Raw genomic sequence first — 16,561 nt, forward strand, 5'->3', positions numbered from 1 at the left:
GCACCCGCATGAACGCCCACCTGTTCCGCTTCGGTATCAATCTCTGGCCACCGTTCCTGTTCACCGGCATCCATGTCACCCGCATCACGCCGGACTACCGGCAGATAGATGTCGAGCTGCGCCTGCGGCCATGGAACCGCAACTACGTCGGCACGCACTTTGGCGGCAGCCTGTTCGCGATGACCGATCCATTCTGGATGCTGGGCCTGCTGCACATCCTCGGGCGCGACTACTACGTGTGGGACCGAGCAGGCGCCATCGACTTCCTCAAGCCCGGCCGCGGCACCGTACGCACGTCATTCCGCATCGACGACGCGCTGCTGGATGAACTGCGCACGGAAGCAGCCAGTGGTGAGAAGGTGCTGCGCTGGTTCAGCAACGACGTGGTCGATGAGAGCGGCGAAGTGGTCGCCCAGGTGCGCAAGCAGGTCTACCTGCGGTTGAAGCCACACGCACGCTGAGCGCGCCTCAATCGCGCGCCAACGCAGCCGAAGCTGGCTCCGCCTGCAGCGGTACCGTCAGCCACGGGTTCTCATCAGCGCTGCGCGCTGGAGAACGACGCGGCACCAGCAGATGGCGGCCATCGACGGACAGCCGCGGCGACCGCACCGGCGACCGGAACTCCGCAGGCAACCGCTGCAGCGCCTCAGCCGGGTCTTGCGCCTGCTGCCGCAACCAGCGCTGGGCGCCAAGCAGGCGCAGCATCGCCGCCGCGTCCTGGGACCGTGACGAATACGCAGGATAGACGGGCGCGGCAATCTCGGTCAGCACGCACCCCATCACATTGGACAGGCAACCGAAATCCCGCTGCGGCGGCGCTTGTAACGGCAGCGGCCGATCGGCCTCCAGCGCGGCCGTGGCGGCTGCGCCACAGGCCCAGCCAAGATTGCCGGCCACGCGCGCCAACGTGCTGCGCCGGTCAAGCACCAGGACGCCACCAAATTCCCGGGCCGAGGACTCGATCGCCGCCCGGCTCATCGCGTACTCGCCCTGCATAGCGCGGCACAGGCTCTGTTCCTCGGCCCGCAACGGCTGCATGGCCTGTTCGCACTCGGCCGGCAGGGGGTGGTCGGCAGGCAGTTCAACCAGCATGTCGGCCAGCAGCTGGGCATTGGCCTGCACCAGGCTGGCACCGATGATGCTCTCGACCAGATAACTGCTGCCGGGCACCAGCCGCCGGCCCAGCTGCAGGCCACGGCAGGCACCACGCAGGGCACCGTCAATGTCACCCTGCACATAGGCCAGCGCGCGTGCACTGGTGGCGTCCATCACTACGCCATAGGCCGGCAACGGGACCAGAATGCCCTCGCCCTTCGGAGGGAACGGCGACGCGAAGTAGTCGGCGTCGGCCAGCTGATCCAGCCGCGCATGCAACTGCTGGTGGCCGGCGTGGGCCTCCACGAAGCGTTGCGGGTCCGCGCGGACCTGGGCGAGACAGCCGCTGGCGGCCGGCCCGCAACTGGCCCCGGGCCGCGAGTGCAGCTCGGCATGGTTGGCTACCAGGTGTGTCCGGCCGCTGCTTCCGCCATGTGCATTGGCTTCCCAGCGCCGTACATCCTCGGCCAGCGCCTGCTCGCGCTGCTGGGCATCCAGATCGTCGAACGGCAGCGTCCACAACAGTGCATATCCATTGCGGCCGCTCACCGGCAGGCGTGCTTCCAGTCGCTGCTGCGCCTGCAGGCGCGATTCGGGCACCGGCCACATGCGCGAGGCGCACCACACCACGATGGCCAGCACCAGCAGGCCTGCCAGGGTCCAGCCCAGTCCGCGCAGAATCTTCAACACAGCTTCCCTTCCATGTGCCGTTGCCGCAGTCGATTCCCCAGCGTAATCGACCGGCCGTGACCGCTACAATGCGCGCATGTCGCTCGAAGCCCCCGCCCTGGTCCCCCGCCCCTCCCTGCAGCGCCTGTTCCTGACCGGCCTGCTGACCCTGCTGCCGATCTGGCTGACCTGGGTCGTGGTCAAGTTCGTGTTCGTGCTGCTGTCGGGTATTTCCAGCCCGCTGGTGGTGCCGCTGTCCGAACAGATCGCAACCAGCTTCCCGCACTATCTGGGCTGGGTCCGCGCCGAGTGGATCCAGGACACCATCGCCCTGCTGGCCACCCTGCTGGTGATCCTGGCGGTGGGCGTGGCCAGCCGCCGCGTGCTCGGCCAGCGCCTGCTGCGCTGGGTCGGCGCGGTCATCAAGCGTATTCCGTTGGCCAGCATCATCTACGACAGCGCCAAGAAGCTGCTGGACATGCTGCAGACCGAACCGGGCAGCACCCAGCGCGTGGTGCTGATCGACTTCCCGCATCGCGACATGAAATCGGTCGGCCTGGTAACCCGCGTGATCAAGGAACACGGCACCGACCGTGAGCTGGCCGCGGTGTATGTACCGACCACGCCGAACCCGACCTCGGGCTATCTGGAAATCGTGCCGGTGGAACTGCTGACCCCGACCGACTGGACCGTCGATCAGGCAATGAGCTTCATCATCTCCGGCGGTGCCGTGGCACCGTCCAGCGTGCCGTTCACCCGCGCCGGCGAACGCACTGGCGAACGCACCGAATGACACCGGCGCCGATCGAGCGCCCGCTGCAGGACCGCGCGGTCCTGCTGTTCATCGTGCTGGCCGCGTTCTTCTGCGGCAACGCGGTGCTGGCCGAGCTGATCGGGGTGAAGATCTTCGCGCTGGAAGACACCCTGGGCATCGATCCGCTGAACTGGAACCTGTTTGGCCAGACCGGCTCGCTCAGCTTCACCGCCGGTACCCTGCTGTGGCCGGTGGTGTTCATCATGACCGACACGATCAACGAGTTTTTCGGCAAGCGCGGCGTGCGCTTCATCTCGTGGTTGGCCGTGGTGCTGATCGCCTATGGCTTCCTGTTCGCCTTCGCAGCGATCTCGCTGGCTCCGGCCAGCTGGTGGGTCACCTCGATGGCCGGCCACGGCGTGCCGGACTACCAGGCGGCATTCGCCGCGGTGTTCGGCCAGGGCATGTGGACCATCGCCGGTTCGCTGGTGGCCTTCCTGCTCGGCCAGCTGATCGACGTGGCCGTGTTCCATCGCATCCGCCAGGCCACCGGCGAGCGCCACGTGTGGCTGCGTGCGACCGGATCCACCGCGATCTCCCAGGTGGTGGACAGCTTCGTGGTGATCTGGATCGCCTTCGTGCTCGGCCCGCAGCACTGGCCGACGTCGCTGTTCCTGGCCGTCAGCAGCGTCAACTACATCTACAAGATGGGCTTTGCGATCGCATTGATCCCGTTGCTGTACCTGATGCGGCGCGCGATCACCCGCTACCTGGGCGCCGACAGGGCCGCCGCCCTGCGCGCCGCGGCTGCGGCTGACTGAAGCCCCAGCGGCAATAAGCTGACTGCGCCTTCACGCTGGCCGTACGCGGCCGGATCGTGCAAGCTCCACGGTCTGTGTTCCACGGAAGCTCCTGATGCCGCATCCCACCCGCGCCCTGGCCGCCGCCATTGCCGCGTTGTTCCTGTTCAGTGCCGTGCCGTCGGCCGAAGCAGCGAAGAAAAAGGCCAGCCGCCCTGCCGCCGCGCAGACCCGCCAGGCTGCCAAGCCCAAGGCCAGGCCCGCCCGCGCCACCGCGCCGGCGCGTGGCAGCTCGGCGCGCCGCGCCGCGCCCCGCCCGGTCGCCCCGGCCCGGGCCGTACCCAAGCAGGTGCAGCTGGAGCGCCTGTACGACGAATACTGGGATGCCTCGATGCGGTTGAATCCGCTGCAGGCGACCTTCCAGGGCGAGGCCCGCTACAACGACCAGCTGCCCAACATCCTGTCCGCCGCCTGGCGCCAGCAGTCGCACGACTTCACCACGCAATGGCTGGGCAAGGTCGAGAAGCTCGGCAGTGACGGCCTGCAGGGCCAGGACCTGCTCAGCTACGAGATCTTCGTGCGCGACGCGCGCGCATCGCTGGCCGCCGAGCGCTACCCGAGCTGGATGATGCCGATCAGCCAGTACTACAACATCGGCAGCATCATGGCGATCCTCGGCTCCGGTGCGGGCGCGCAGCCATTCAACACCGTGCAGGACTACGACACCTGGTCACGCCGTTCGCTGGGCATTCCCGAGCTGTTCGACCAGGCCATCGACAACATGCGCCAGGGCATGAAGGCCGGCGTGGTGCAACCACGCGACCTGATGGAGAAGGTGCTGCCGCAGCTGGATGCGGTGATCAAGCCGACCGCCGAGGAGAGCATCTTCTGGTCGCCGATCCGCACCATGCCCAACACCATCGGGGCGGAGGACAAGGCGCGCATCAGCGCCGAATACAAGCGCATGATCGAGCTGCGCATCATGCCGGCCTACCGCGCCCTGCGCGGCTTCATCGCCACCGAATACCTGCCGGCCACACGCACCAGCAGCGGCCTGGGCGCATTGCCCGATGGCCAGGCCTGGTACGCCAACCTGATCGTGCAGACCACCGCCAGCGACCAGACCGCCGCACAACTGCATGCGCTGGGCGAACAGCGCGTGCAGGAACTGCAGGCGCAGATCGCCACGGTGATGAAGGATGCCAAGCTGCGCGGCACGCCGACCAAGCTGCTGCGCAGCATGCGCAACGACCGCCAGTTCCAGTACGGCGATGCCAACGCGCTGATCAACCGCTACCGCCAGGTGCAGCAGCAGGTCAGCGTACGCCTGCCGCAGGTGCTCGATACGCTGCCGAAGTCCGCACTGGACGTCCGTGCGGTGGAACCGGAGCGTGCGCTCACCGCCGCGGCAGCGGCCTATCAGCCGTCCGCGGCCGGACAACCGGCCGTGTTGTACGTGAACACCCGCGACCTGCCCAGCCGCAAGCGCTGGAACGTGCCGGTGCAGTACCTGCATGAAGCGATTCCCGGCCACCACGTGCAGCTGGGCCTGCAGCAGGAACTGGCCAAGCTGCCACGCTTCCGCCGCCTCGGTGGCGATCTCGCCTTCGTCGAAGGCTGGGGCCTGTATGCCGAAACGCTGGGTGAGAACCTGGGCATCTACACCGATCCCTACGACCGCATCGGCTACCTGTATTCGCGCCTGCTGCGCGCCGCCCGCGTAGTGGCCGACACCGGCGTGAACGCACAGGGCTGGAGCAAGCAGCAGGCCGTCACCTACCTGCAGAAGACCGTGGACATGAGCAGCGACGACGCCAACGCCGAAGTCGAGCGGATCATGGCCCAGCCCGGCCAGGCGCTGTCCAACGTGGCGGGCCTGACCACCATCGTCGCTCTGCGCGACAAGGCCAAGGAACGCCAGGGCGCCGCCTTTGACCTGCGCCGTTTCCACGCCGAACTGCTGAAGGACGGCTCCATGCCGCTGGACGTGCTGGGCCGCAAGATGGAACGCTGGATGGCGCAGCCCGCCAGCGCCACACCAGCCCCTTCACCCTGACCCCTCCGGAGCCGCCATGCGCCCTGCCGTCGCCCTGTTCGCCGTCGTGCTGGGCCTGCTGCCAGTGGCGGGCTCCGCCGCGCCGGTGCTGACCCCACCGGATGCGGGCATCGACGGCCTGATGCAGGCCTACGATGGCCGGGTGCCCGGCGCCGCCGTGCTGGTGCTGCATGACGGGCAGCCGGTGTTCCGCCGTGGCTACGGCCTGGCAGTGGTGGAGGACGGTACTGCGGTCACTGCCGCCAGCAACTTCCGGCTGGCCTCGGTCAGCAAGCAGTTCACCGCTGCGGCGGTGCTGCTGCTGGTGGAGGATGGACGGCTGGGGTTGAATCAGCCTGCACGACAGTGGCTGCCCGAACTGCCGCCGGCTGCAGCGGCCATCACGATCCGCCAACTGCTCTCGCACACCAGCGGCCTGCTCGATTACGAAGACCTGATGGACCCGGCTGACACGCGGCAGGTGCATGACGCCGACGTGCTGACCCTGCTGTCGCGCGAGGACCGCCTGAATTTCGCACCCGGCACGCAGTACCGCTACAGCAACAGCGGCTACGCGCTGCTGGCCCTGATCGTCGGCCGCGCGTCCGGCCAGGATTTCGCCACCTTCCTGCAGCAACGCATCTTCCGCCCGCTGGGCATGGCGCATACCGTGGCCCACCAGGACGGCGTGGACACGGTCGCCGCGCGCGCCTATGGCTACAGCCGGATCGACGGCCGCTGGCAGCGCACCGACCAGAGCACCACCAGCGCCGTGCTCGGCGATGGCGGCATCTATTCCTCGCTGGACGATCTCGCCCGCTGGGACGCCGCGCTGTATGACGACCGGCTGCTGTCGAAGGCTTCGCGCCGCGCGATGTTCAGCCCGGCCACGGCCACATCGGAACCGGACGTGCCGCATTACGGTTTCGGCTGGCGCCTGAACGGCCCGGTGCAATGGCACAGCGGCGAGAGCATCGGCTTCCGCAACGTGATCGTGCGCCACCCGGAAAAGCACCTGACCGTGATCGTGCTGACCAACCGCAACGATCCCGAACCGTACCCGCTGGCGCAGAAGATCGCCCAGCGCTGGCTGGACACTCTGCAATGAACACCGGTTCCGACGCCCTGCTGGGCATCCACCACGCCGCACTGATCTGCAGCGACTACGCACGCTCGAAGGACTTCTACGTGCGCATCCTCGGCCTGCGCGTGCTGGCCGAGAACCACCGCGCTGCGCGCGATTCCTGGAAACTGGACCTGGCCCTGCCCGATGGCGGCCAGCTGGAACTGTTCTCCTTCCCCTCGCCACCGCCCCGTCCCAGCCGTCCGGAAGCCCAGGGCCTGCGCCACCTCGCGTTCCGGGTGGCTGCACTGGAACCCTTCATCCAGCGCCTGGCCGCGCATGGCGTCGCCTGCGAACCGATCCGCGTGGACGAATACACCGGCCGCCGCTTCACCTTCTTCGCCGATCCGGATGGCCTGCCGCTGGAGCTGTACGAAGTCGGTTGAGCGTTTTTCAATCGTGATTCATCCATGCATGGCATGGATCTACGTGTCGACCAAGGTCGACACCCACCAAGAGCAGGTCGTTCCATTCCGGCAGATCGCAGGACTCTGTCGAAGGCGGGGTGGGTCCGGTTGCGGGGGCGTGAGCCGCATGGATGCGGCGACCGAGCTTACAGGGACGTACTTGCAGCGCCCCCCGCAACCGGACCCACCCCGCCATCCACGGAATGGCCGCTTTTGCCGTTGCCGTTGCTGTTGCCTCTGCGGGTGCAGGGCGCAGCCCTGCAAAGCCCCCCTTCCCCATACCCCGCCGAATGGGTATACAGTCGACCCATGCCGGCACCGTGCCGGAATGAACCCTGGGAGGGGACCATGCGCAACACCTTCAAGACCCTGCTGCTGGCATTGCCGCTGTGCCTGGCCGCGCTCTCGGCGCAGGCCGCCGATGGCGCCGCCGGCCGCTGGAAGACCATCGACGACAAGACCGGCAAGGTGAAGTCGATCGTCGAGATCACCCAGGCCGCCAACGGCACCCTGACCGGCAAGGTGGTCGACATCCTGCACTCGGACAAGGGCCCGAACCCGGTCTGTGACGGCTGTGAAGGCGCCAACAGGAACAAGCCGGTGAAGGGCATGACCATCCTCTGGAACCTGAAGGCCGACGGCGCCAACAAGTGGTCCGGCGGCACCATCCTCGATCCGGCCAATGGCAAGACCTACAAGTCGAAGATGGAACTGCAGCCCGGCGGCACCCGGCTGGACGTGTCCGGCTGCATCGCCTTCATCTGCCGCGCGCAGACCTGGCAGCGCGAATAAGCGCCTTGGCCCCCGCTTAAACCCCGTGACCCGGCCCCGGCCGGGTCACCTCGTTGCGGGCATGCGATACTCTGCGGTTCCCCTCGGCTTCACCCCGCGACCATGACCCGTACCGCGCTTGTCACCACCGCCCTGCCCTACGCCAACGGCCCGCTGCACCTGGGCCACCTGGTCGGCTACATCCAGGCCGACATCTGGGTGCGTGCGCGGCGAATGAGCGGCGGCAGGGCCTGGTTCGTGTGCGCCGACGACACCCACGGCACGCCGATCATGCTGGCCGCGGAAAAGGCCGGGGTCACCCCGGAAACCTTCATTGCCAACATCCAGGCCAGTCACGAACGTGACTTCGCCGCCTTCGGCGTCGCCTTCGACCACTACGACTCGACCAATTCGGCGGCCAACAAGGCGCTGACCGAGCAGTTCTACCTGAAGCTGGAGGCAGCCGGCCACATCAGCCGCCGTTCGGTGGCGCAGTTCTACGACCCGGCCAAGGGCATGTTCCTGCCCGATCGCTACGTCAAGGGCATCTGCCCGAACTGCGGCAGCCCCGACCAGTACGGCGACAACTGCGAAGTCTGTGGCGCGACCTATGCGCCGACCGACCTGAAGGAACCGCGTTCGGTGATCTCCGGTGCCACGCCGGAAATGCGCGATTCGGAGCACTTCTTCTTCGAGGTGGGCCACTTCGACGCGTTCCTGCGCGAATGGTTGGCCGGCGACGTCGCCCTGCCAGGCGTGAAGGCCAAGCTCGGTGAGTGGCTCAATGCCGAAGGTGGCCTGCGCGCGTGGGACATCTCGCGCGATGCACCGTACTTCGGTTTCCAGATTCCCGGCCAGCCGGGCAAGTACTTCTACGTCTGGCTGGACGCGCCGATCGGCTACCTGTCCAGCTTCCAGACTCTGTGCGGCAGGATCGGCGAGGACTTCGAAGCGCATCTGCGCGCCGGTACCGCCACCGAGCTGCACCACTTCATCGGCAAGGACATCGTCAACTTCCACGGCCTGTTCTGGCCGGCGGTGCTGCACGGTACCGGCCACCGCGCGCCGACCCGCCTGCACGTGAACGGCTACCTGACCGTGGACGGCGCCAAGATGAGCAAGTCGCGCGGCACCTTCGTGATGGCCCGCACCTTCCTCGACGCCGGCCTGGAACCGGAAGCGCTGCGCTACTACTACGCCGCCAAGTCCGGCGGAGGCGTCGACGATCTCGACCTGAACCTGGGTGACTTCATCGCCCGCGTCAACGCCGACCTGGTCGGCAAGTTCGTCAACCTGGCCAGCCGCTGCGCCGGCTTCATCAGCAAGCGCTTCGACGGCCAGCTGGCCGCGCAGCTGCCTGATGCCGCGCAGTACCAGCGCTTCGTCGACGGCCTGGCACCGATCCGTGAAGCCTACGAGCGCAACGACCCGGCTGCGGCGATCCGCCTGACCATGGCCCTGGCCGACGAAGCCAACCGCTACATCGATGACGTCAAGCCATGGGTCATCGCCAAGCAGGAAGGCGCCGACACGCAGCTGCAGGCCGTGTGCAGCCAAGGCCTGAACCTGTTCCGCGTGCTCGTCACCGCACTGAAGCCGGTGCTGCCGGCCACCGCCGCGCAGGCCGAGGCCTTCCTGGCCGCGCCGGTGAACGACTGGACCGAGCTGGCGCAGCCGCTGCTGGATCACCGCATCGCCGACTACACCCCGCTGTTCACCCGTATCGACCCGAAGAAGATTGACGCCATGATCGACGCCTCCAAGGACACCCTGCAGCCGGCCGCTGCCGCTGCCCCCTCTGCCAAGCCGGCCGCCCCGGCCCCGGCCCCGGCCAAGGACGAAGCAAAGAGCGCCGACGCGCCGGCCTACATCGGCATCGACGATTTCGCCAAGCTCGACCTGCGCATCGGCAAGGTGCTGGTCTGCGAGTTCGTGGAAGGTTCGGACAAGCTGCTGCGCTTCGAACTGGACGCCGGCGAGCTGGGCAAGCGCCAGATCTTCTCCGGCATCCGTGGCAGCTACGGCGAACCGGAGAAGCTGGTGGGCCGCAGCGTGGTGTTCATCGCCAACCTGGCCCCGCGCAAGATGCGCTTCGGCCTGAGCGAAGGCATGATCCTGTCGGCCGGTTTCGACGGTGGCGCGCTGGCGCTGCTGGACGCCGACAGCGGCGCGCAGCCGGGCATGCCGGTGCGCTGATGCCTGCAGCGGGCGCGGCCACCGCCGCGCCCGCCGGCAGCACCGGCCACGGGGCACGCGATGGGAGGCAACGCAATGGAACTGGCGCTGTTCGACTTCGACCACACCGTGACCACCTGCGATACCTATGGCCGCTTCCTGCGCCGCGTGGCCACCGCCGAACAGCTGGCACAGGCATGGTGGAAAGTCGGGCCGTGGCTGGCCGCGTACAGGTTGAAGCTGATCTCGGCCGAACGCATCCGTGCACGCGTCACCCGCCTGACCTTTAGTGACCGCCACAGCGATGACATCGCCACGCTGGCCGCAGGCTTCTCGCGCGAGTTCCTGCCCGACGTGGTGCGCCCGGAAATGCTGGAGCAGATCCGTTGGCACAAGGAACAGCAGCACACCGTCGTGATCGTGTCCGGCTCGCTGGACCTGTACCTGCGGCCGTGGTGCGAGCAGCTGGGCCTGCAGCTGATCTGCAACCGGCTGGAAAGCCAGGATGGCCGCCTGACCGGCCGTTACGCTGGTGGCGACTGCGGCCCGCGCAAGGTCGAGCACATCCGCCGCCAGTTCGATCTGTCGCGCTACGTGCGCATCCATGCCTACGGTGACAGTTCCGAAGACAAGCCGATGCTGGCGCTGGCCCACGAGCGCTGGTTCCGCGGCAAGCCCCTGAAATAACCCAACGCGCAGCCTTCGCCACGCATGAGCCTGATCCCGCCCCTGACCGAACGCCTCGACCGCCTGCTGCCGCAGACCCAATGCGGGCAATGCGGCTATGACGGCTGCCGCCCGTACGCGCAGGCAATGGCACGTGGCGAGGCCGGTGTGGACCGCTGCCCGCCGGGTGGCGACGCCGGTGCACGGGCGCTGGCACAGGTGCTCGGCGTACCGGCGATTCCGTTCGATCGTTCGCGCGGCGAGCACAAGGCGGCCCAGGTGGCGTTGATCGTCGAAGCCGACTGCATCGGCTGCACCAAGTGCATCCAGGCCTGCCCGGTGGACGCCATCGTCGGCGGCGCCAAGTACATGCACACGGTCATTGCCGACCTGTGCACCGGCTGCGAGCTGTGCATCCCGCCGTGCCCGGTGGACTGCATCGAGCTGGTGCCAGCGTAGCCAACGGACCAACCGGCAGTGGAGCGGCGGGGTAGAGTCGACTGTTAGTCGACTGCTCTTCGTTCCGGCGGCGCAAAACCGCGCGCTGCGCGCGATAGTCGGCCAACAGTCGACTCTACCCCCTCCCTGGTGGGAGGTGACCTTGCCTGCCGTTACGGTACTGCCGCCGTCACCACGATCTCGACCTTCCAGTCGGCGTGGGCCAGCTTGGCCTCGACCGTGGCACGTGCCGGGGTCGCGCCTTCAACCACCCATTCGTCCCATGCCTTGTTCATGCCGTCGAAGTCGGCCATGTCGGCCAGGAAGATCTCCGCACGCAGCACGTGCTGGCGGTCACTGGCGACCAGCGCCAGCAGCTTGTCGATCTCCGCCAGCACCTGCCGGGTCTGGCCGGTGATGTCCTGGCTGGTGTCCTCCGGAATCTGGCCGGAGAGGTAGGCGACCTTGTTGTATACGGTCATTTCGGACATGCGCGGTCCGACGTCGTAACGCTCCATCATGGGCGTGGCTCCTGCGGTTGATCAGGCCTGCATTGTCCTCCAAACCGGTCGACGGTGGGTGCACGGGTGCCCTCCGCGATACGTCATTACCGGGCTCCGACGGTCCCACTGGTCAAATGACGATGACAGGCGCACGATGCGCCACGCCCGCGTTGACACCGCCCTCGCCCCTACTGCCGCACCCTTGCGCCGATGACCGCCCCCGTCGATTCCACCACTGCCCCTTCCACGCCAACCTGGAAGCGGGTTGCCACCATCGTCATCCCGCTGCTGATCCTCGCCCTGGCCCTGCACGGCCTGGCCAATGAGTTCGACGAGCACGGCTATCGTGCGATCCGCCAGGCGTTCCGGCAGCTCAGCGGCACGCAGATCGCGCTCACCGTGGTACTCGGCCTGGCCAGTTACGCCTGCCTGATCGGCTTCGATGCCATCGGCCTGCGTCGCAGCGGCATCCGCGTGCACCCCGCGCGCGTCGGCATCACCGCGTTCCTTGCGCACACGTTGGGCCAGACCGTGGGCTTTGCCGCGTTGACCGGTGGCGCGGTGCGCCTGCGCGGCTACCGCGGCGCCGGCCTGGATCTGGCGCAGATCGGCCAGGTGGTGCTGATGAGCACGCTCGGTTTCGTATTCGGTGCATGGCTGTTGATCAGCGTGGCCCTATGCATGGAACCCGCCGCGGCAGCGTTGGCATTGCCATTGAATCCCGATGCCGTGCGCATCGTCGGCATCATTGCCCTGCTCGCCTATCTCGGCACCGTGCTGCTGGTCGGCCGCGACGGACGGCAGTTCAGTGTGCTCGGTCACGCCTTGTGGCTGCCCGATCGCCGCACCATGATCGGTGTCACCGTACTCAGCGTCATCGAGCTGGTGCTGGCCAGTGCCGCGTTCTACGTGCTGCTGCCGGACTCCACGCCAACCGGCCTGCCGGGCTTCGTCGGCCTCTACCTGGTGGCAGTGCTGGCCGGCCTGGTCTCCACCGTGCCCGCAGGCCTGGGTGTGTTCGAGTGGAGCCTGCTGAAGCTGTTGCCGCAGGTGGCACCGGCAGCGGTGCTGGCGGCAGCACTGATCTACCGCGTCACCTACTACGTGCTGCCGCTGGTGCTGGCCACCCTGCTCGCCCTTGCGCCGGCCCTGCGTCAGCCGCTGCAGGCCAGCGCAGGGGCAACCCGTGCCGGCTGGAACGCGCTGCGCCCGTGGCTGCCGCAGATCATCGCGCTGGCGGTGTTCAGCATCGGCGCCGCGCTGGTCATCGACGGCACGCTGCCGACGCCACGCCGTCACCTGGTGAACGCCTCGCTGCCGATCCTGGAAACCTCACACCTGGTCGGCAGCCTCAGTGGCGTCGCGCTGCTGCTGATCGGCCAGGGCCTGGCCCGGCGCAGCCACGCCGCGTGGGTGCTGGCGATGGCGGTGTGCGTTGTCACCCCGTTGCCGCTGTGGCTGCGCGGCGGGCAACCATTGATCGCCGTCTCAGCGGTGCTGGTGGCGATGGCCTTGTGGGCTGCACGCCGCGAGTTCTACCGCCAGGGCGCGCTGCTGGATGAAGCCTGGTCGTGGCCGTGGCTGCGCAATCTGGGTCTGGTGCTGGTCGCGGTCACCTGGCTGCTGTTCTTCACCTACAGCCATGTCGAATACCAGAACGAGCTGTGGTGGCAGTTCGCGTTGTCCGGCAACGCACCGCGCGCGCTGCGTGCGTTGCTGGTGGTGGCGATCGCGCTGGTGATGTTCGGCCTGGCCCGCCTGCTGCACAGTACGCGCAGCCCGCTGCCGGCCGCTGACGAGGCCACGTTGCAGTCGCTGGCACCGGTGCTGGCCGGGGCCACCGATACCCAGGCCTGCCTGGTACTGACCGCCGACAAGGCGGTGCTGCGCGATGATGCGAAACAGGGCTTCGTGATGATGCAGCGCTATGGCGGTTCGCTGATCGCGATGGGTGATCCGGTCGGCCCGCCGGACGTGGCCCGTGCACTCATCTGGCGCTTCCGCGAAGAAGCCGACCGGCTCGGCCTGCGCCCGGTGTTCTACCAGGTGGGCGAGACCTACTGGCAGACCTATCTCGACCTCGGCCTGGGCCTGGTCAAGCTGGGCGAGGAAGCGATCGTGCCGCTGCACGATTTCGGGCTGGAAGGCCGCGAACGCGCCGATCTGCGCCAGGCCTGGAACCGCGGCAGGCGCGGCGGCCTGTCGTTCCGCGTGGCACCGGAGGAGGAGGTTCCCGGCCTGCTGCCACGTCTGCATGCGATCTCCAACGCGTGGCTGGAGGACAAGGCCGGCGATGAGAAGGGCTTTTCGCTGGGCAGCTACGACCCGGATTACCTGGTGCGCTTCCCGGTGGCACTGGTCGAAGCCGAGGGCCAGATCGTGGCATTCGCCAACCTGTGGCAGGCACCGGCCGGTGCCGAGCTGTCGGTGGACCTGATGCGCCACGTCAACGAAGCGCCGAAGGGGACGATGGACTTTCTCTTCATCGAATTGTTCCTGTGGGGCCGCGCGCAGGGCTATGCGCGGTTCTCGCTGGGCATGGCGCCGTTGTCCGGGCTGGCCCAGCATCGGCTGGCCGGTCGCTGGAACCGCCTGGCCGGCCTGCTGGCGCGGCATGGCGAACGCTTCTATGGCTTCAGTGGCCTGCGCCGCTTCAAGTCGAAGTTCGATCCGCAGTGGCGGCCACGCTATCTCGCGGCGCCCGGCGGCATGCATCTGCCGGCCGCGCTGCTGGATGCCACGCGCCTGATCTCGCTGGATCCGCGGCGGAACTGAAGCCGCGATGCGTCGGGCATGGCTCGACGCTACCCGCTGCTCGGTAGGTGTCGACCTTGGTCGACATGCAACCCCAGCGCCGACCAAGGTCGGCGCCTGCCAAGCGCTACATACCGCCCTTGAGGATCACTTCGGCCAAGCGATCGTAGTCCCCCCCGAAATGGTGATCACCCGGCAGCTTCACCTTCCTCACCCCGTCATTGGCCGGCAGGTCCGGGCACAATGCGTCCTCATCCTTGTCGCCGAACACGCACAGCGTTTTTTCTGCCGGCAGCCTGGCCACTTCCGGGGCGATCGGCAAGCCATCGCCGCCACCGCCCAGCCAGTTGCTGACATGGAATTCGAAGTCGGCCTTCCTGCCCACCGATAGCAGCACGATGCGCTCCAGCCCCTCACGGGTACCGGCATCGAGCTGGTTGATGGTGGCAGGCAACACATCGGCACCCTGCGAGAAACCAATCAGCATCACCTTGTCTCGGTGCCACTGCTGGCGGTAGTGGTCGATGATCTTCTGCAGGTCGCCGGCAAAGCCCTTCGGTGTGCGCTGGCTCCAGAAGTAGCGCAGCGAGTCGATGCCCACCACCGCCACGCCATGCGCGTTGAGTGACGACGCCACGTTCTTGTCCAGGCCCGCCCAGCCACCGTCACCGGAGACGAACACCGCCAGCGTATCGCCGCTGGTGGCCGCCGGCATTTCCACCACCGGCAGGCCCTTCAGTGCAGCAGGCGGCGGTGCCAGGCTGACGCCAGCCTGCGCGCCAATCACCCGCGCCGCCGCCACCAGGCCCGGTGATGCATCACCGCGCGCAGTGCGCTTGAACTCACGCGCCATGGCCACCTGCTGTACGAACCGGCTGGCCTGGCCCGCCCTGCAGCCGTTGTCACCTGCCGCACTCAACCACGGAAAATTCAGTTCGGCCGGCTGCAGCCTGTCGCGCTTCACGCCATCGCCGCAGACCATGCGCTGGTGGCTGTGGTCCGGGCAGAAGCCGGTGGTCAGCACACCGGCGAAAACCTGGGTGTCGGCCTGCGCTGCCAGCGCGTAGGCCATTTCGGCACCTTCGCCATCACCGCCGACCAGCGGCAGGTGGTAGCCGGGCAGATGCAGCGAGGCCTGCAGCCAGCGCGAGAAATTCTCGACGTCACCGGAACCGAACGAACAGGTCGGGTCACCCTCGCGCTTGAGCACACCGCGCAGATGCGCAATGTCCACTGCCGCCACCAGCGCGCCGTCGGCACGCAGGGCCTCGATCGGCAGGCGGCTGGTGTCACCGCCGGCAGTGGGTTCGTGGAACCAGATCACCACCCGTTGCGGCGTGCCGGCCGGCATGTGCACCGGAATCTGCTCGAACCGCCCATGGCTGAACTGCTGCGGGGTCACCGCCGCCGTTGCCGGCAGCGTGGCCAGCGCCAATACCACACCCATTGCCCTGCCCAGCCCTGCACGCTTCATGTCGCATCCCCGATGGAATGCGCACACGATACGCCGCCGCCGCGTGCACGGCACGTACCGGCGCAGGCCGTTGGGGATTCAGTCGGCCGCGGCCTGGCGGCTGCGACGGTACAGGGCCGTCGCCAGGTACAGAAGCCAGCCGACGATCACTGCGATCACCACTTTCTGTCCGAGCCCGCGCGGTGGCCCAGCGCGCCACAGCACGTGCAGCCACAGCAGCACGAAGGCCAGCCATGCCCAGCCCCAGAGCAGGTCAGCGGCGGGCTGCCAACCCGGTTCCCGGCGCAGGTACCACGCCTGCAGCAGCATGCCGACGCTGGCACACAGGAACGCCGTGTTGGCTGCCAGCCCGTGGATGAACGGCGCCAGCAACGGGGTCGCTTCAGGCAGCCAACTGTCGCCGATCGCCACCGTCGCCAGGCCCAGGGCGGAAACCGTGAACAACAGCGGTGCGGCCGCACTGCGCCGTGGGCCGATGCTGCCGCGATACAGCGCAACGCCGAGTGCCGCAATGGCCAGCGCCAGCACGCAGTAGGCAGCGCGCAACGCCAGCCCCCACGGCCCGTGCAGATACAGGCTCAACGTCGCCCGCACCCAGTCCAGATCACTGCGCGCAACCTGGGTCCACAGCGCGGTTGCCACGAACAGCAGCAGCGCCACCAGTGCCAGCACCGCCACCGGACGCGCACGGCTCATGCTGCGTCCTCAGGATGCCGCGTCTTCCATTCGGCCAACGCCTTGCGGTAACGCTGCAGCTCCTCGGAGTACAGGTCCAGCACGCACAGCGGGCAGCCGCTGCCGCAGCATTCGTTGGGACCGGGTTCTTCCGGTGGTAGCGGGCGTGGATCGGGATCAGGGACGGACACGGTCGGAAGCGACGATCAGTGGAAGCAGGCC

General features: G+C 67.8%; 16 protein-coding genes. 11 read left to right on the top strand and 5 right to left on the bottom strand.

Annotation, left to right across the window (positions count from 1 at the left end):
- Window positions 1-8: 8 nt before the first annotated feature.
- Window positions 9-461, top strand: a complete 453-nt coding sequence (locus AC5P6A_RS14795) for a DUF4442 domain-containing protein (RefSeq protein ID WP_019662120.1) — start codon at window positions 9-11, stop codon at window positions 459-461.
- Window positions 462-468: 7 nt separating this feature from the next.
- Here the strand turns inward: AC5P6A_RS14795 and AC5P6A_RS14800 are convergent, their stop codons facing one another.
- Window positions 469-1,785, bottom strand: a complete 1,317-nt coding sequence (locus tag AC5P6A_RS14800) for a hypothetical protein (protein WP_227844674.1) — start codon at window positions 1,783-1,785, stop codon at window positions 469-471.
- A gap of 76 nt (window positions 1,786-1,861) precedes the next feature.
- Between AC5P6A_RS14800 and AC5P6A_RS14805 the strand changes: the two genes are divergently transcribed.
- From AC5P6A_RS14805 to rnfB, 9 genes are all read left to right on the top strand, one after another.
- Window positions 1,862-2,557: a DUF502 domain-containing protein gene (locus AC5P6A_RS14805; protein ID WP_005414135.1), complete on the top strand. Its 696-nt coding sequence runs from the start codon at window positions 1,862-1,864 to the stop codon at window positions 2,555-2,557.
- On the top strand, window positions 2,554-3,339 hold the full coding sequence (locus AC5P6A_RS14810) for a queuosine precursor transporter (RefSeq protein WP_111104278.1): 786 nt from the start codon (window positions 2,554-2,556) through the stop codon (window positions 3,337-3,339). Before AC5P6A_RS14805 ends, AC5P6A_RS14810 begins: the two co-directional genes overlap by 4 nt.
- A 94-nt stretch (window positions 3,340-3,433) precedes the next feature.
- A complete protein-coding gene (locus AC5P6A_RS14815; protein WP_180876510.1) occupies window positions 3,434-5,374 on the top strand; it encodes a DUF885 domain-containing protein in 1,941 nt (646 codons plus the stop codon).
- 16 nt (window positions 5,375-5,390) lie between these two features.
- Window positions 5,391-6,461, top strand: coding sequence for a serine hydrolase domain-containing protein (locus AC5P6A_RS14820; protein ID WP_021204316.1), 1,071 nt, complete (start codon window positions 5,391-5,393; stop codon window positions 6,459-6,461).
- A complete protein-coding gene (gene gloA2 / locus AC5P6A_RS14825; protein WP_111099026.1) occupies window positions 6,458-6,862 on the top strand; it encodes an SMU1112c/YaeR family gloxylase I-like metalloprotein in 405 nt (134 codons plus the stop codon). Before AC5P6A_RS14820 ends, gloA2 begins: the two co-directional genes overlap by 4 nt.
- 369 nt (window positions 6,863-7,231) lie before the next feature.
- Complete coding sequence (locus AC5P6A_RS14830; RefSeq protein WP_012480941.1) at window positions 7,232-7,675, top strand: DUF2147 domain-containing protein; 444 nt, start codon at window positions 7,232-7,234, stop codon at window positions 7,673-7,675.
- Window positions 7,676-7,777: 102 nt separating this feature from the next.
- Window positions 7,778-9,850, top strand: coding sequence for a methionine--tRNA ligase (gene metG / locus AC5P6A_RS14835; RefSeq protein ID WP_180877992.1), 2,073 nt, complete (start codon window positions 7,778-7,780; stop codon window positions 9,848-9,850).
- Window positions 9,851-9,925: 75 nt separating this feature from the next.
- Window positions 9,926-10,516: an HAD family hydrolase gene (locus AC5P6A_RS14840; protein WP_005418147.1), complete on the top strand. Its 591-nt coding sequence runs from the start codon at window positions 9,926-9,928 to the stop codon at window positions 10,514-10,516.
- Between the two features lie 24 nt (window positions 10,517-10,540).
- A complete protein-coding gene (gene rnfB / locus AC5P6A_RS14845; protein ID WP_155029924.1) occupies window positions 10,541-10,954 on the top strand; it encodes an Rnf electron transport complex subunit RnfB in 414 nt (137 codons plus the stop codon).
- A gap of 152 nt (window positions 10,955-11,106) precedes the next feature.
- On the opposite strand, the gene AC5P6A_RS14850 is transcribed toward rnfB, so the two are convergent.
- Window positions 11,107-11,454, bottom strand: coding sequence for a RidA family protein (locus AC5P6A_RS14850; RefSeq protein ID WP_019662128.1), 348 nt, complete (start codon window positions 11,452-11,454; stop codon window positions 11,107-11,109).
- Between the two features lie 192 nt (window positions 11,455-11,646).
- Between AC5P6A_RS14850 and mprF the strand changes: the two genes are divergently transcribed.
- A complete protein-coding gene (mprF, locus tag AC5P6A_RS14855) occupies window positions 11,647-14,211 on the top strand; it encodes a bifunctional lysylphosphatidylglycerol flippase/synthetase MprF (protein ID WP_164145398.1) in 2,565 nt (854 codons plus the stop codon).
- A 106-nt stretch (window positions 14,212-14,317) separates the two neighbouring features.
- Here mprF and AC5P6A_RS14860 read toward each other — a convergent pair whose 3' ends face one another.
- From AC5P6A_RS14860 to AC5P6A_RS14870, 3 genes are all read right to left on the bottom strand, one after another.
- On the bottom strand, window positions 14,318-15,664 hold the full coding sequence (locus tag AC5P6A_RS14860; RefSeq protein WP_031270849.1) for an AcvB/VirJ family lysyl-phosphatidylglycerol hydrolase: 1,347 nt from the start codon (window positions 15,662-15,664) through the stop codon (window positions 14,318-14,320).
- Between the two features lie 78 nt (window positions 15,665-15,742).
- A complete protein-coding gene (locus AC5P6A_RS14865) occupies window positions 15,743-16,360 on the bottom strand; it encodes a DUF998 domain-containing protein (RefSeq protein ID WP_134734783.1) in 618 nt (205 codons plus the stop codon).
- The gene (locus AC5P6A_RS14870; protein ID WP_080241960.1) at window positions 16,357-16,530 is read right to left on the bottom strand and encodes an oxidoreductase-like domain-containing protein; all 174 of its coding nucleotides are present in this window, start codon (window positions 16,528-16,530) and stop codon (window positions 16,357-16,359) included. The genes AC5P6A_RS14865 and AC5P6A_RS14870 overlap by 4 nt, the downstream gene beginning before the upstream one ends.
- Between the last annotated feature and the right edge of the window lie 31 nt (window positions 16,531-16,561).

The sequence above is a fragment of the Stenotrophomonas sp. YJH_SMC_20 genome (genome assembly GCF_059367845.1).

Excerpts from the sequence above, each read along its gene's own strand:
- AC5P6A_RS14795 (WP_019662120.1), top strand. The coding sequence starts at position 9 with ATGAACGCCCACCTGTTCCGCTTCGGTATCAATCTCTGGCCACCGTTC.
- AC5P6A_RS14805 (WP_005414135.1), top strand. The coding sequence starts at position 1,862 with ATGTCGCTCGAAGCCCCCGCCCTGGTCCCCCGCCCCTCCCTGCAGCGC.
- AC5P6A_RS14810 (WP_111104278.1), top strand. The coding sequence starts at position 2,554 with ATGACACCGGCGCCGATCGAGCGCCCGCTGCAGGACCGCGCGGTCCTG.
- AC5P6A_RS14815 (WP_180876510.1), top strand. The coding sequence starts at position 3,434 with ATGCCGCATCCCACCCGCGCCCTGGCCGCCGCCATTGCCGCGTTGTTC.
- AC5P6A_RS14820 (WP_021204316.1), top strand. The coding sequence starts at position 5,391 with ATGCGCCCTGCCGTCGCCCTGTTCGCCGTCGTGCTGGGCCTGCTGCCA.
- gloA2 (WP_111099026.1), top strand. The coding sequence starts at position 6,458 with ATGAACACCGGTTCCGACGCCCTGCTGGGCATCCACCACGCCGCACTG.
- AC5P6A_RS14830 (WP_012480941.1), top strand. The coding sequence starts at position 7,232 with ATGCGCAACACCTTCAAGACCCTGCTGCTGGCATTGCCGCTGTGCCTG.
- metG (WP_180877992.1), top strand. The coding sequence starts at position 7,778 with ATGACCCGTACCGCGCTTGTCACCACCGCCCTGCCCTACGCCAACGGC.
- AC5P6A_RS14840 (WP_005418147.1), top strand. The coding sequence starts at position 9,926 with ATGGAACTGGCGCTGTTCGACTTCGACCACACCGTGACCACCTGCGAT.
- rnfB (WP_155029924.1), top strand. The coding sequence starts at position 10,541 with ATGAGCCTGATCCCGCCCCTGACCGAACGCCTCGACCGCCTGCTGCCG.
- AC5P6A_RS14850 (WP_019662128.1), bottom strand. The coding sequence starts at position 11,454 with ATGATGGAGCGTTACGACGTCGGACCGCGCATGTCCGAAATGACCGTA.
- mprF (WP_164145398.1), top strand. The coding sequence starts at position 11,647 with ATGACCGCCCCCGTCGATTCCACCACTGCCCCTTCCACGCCAACCTGG.
- AC5P6A_RS14860 (WP_031270849.1), bottom strand. The coding sequence starts at position 15,664 with ATGAAGCGTGCAGGGCTGGGCAGGGCAATGGGTGTGGTATTGGCGCTG.
- AC5P6A_RS14865 (WP_134734783.1), bottom strand. The coding sequence starts at position 16,360 with ATGAGCCGTGCGCGTCCGGTGGCGGTGCTGGCACTGGTGGCGCTGCTG.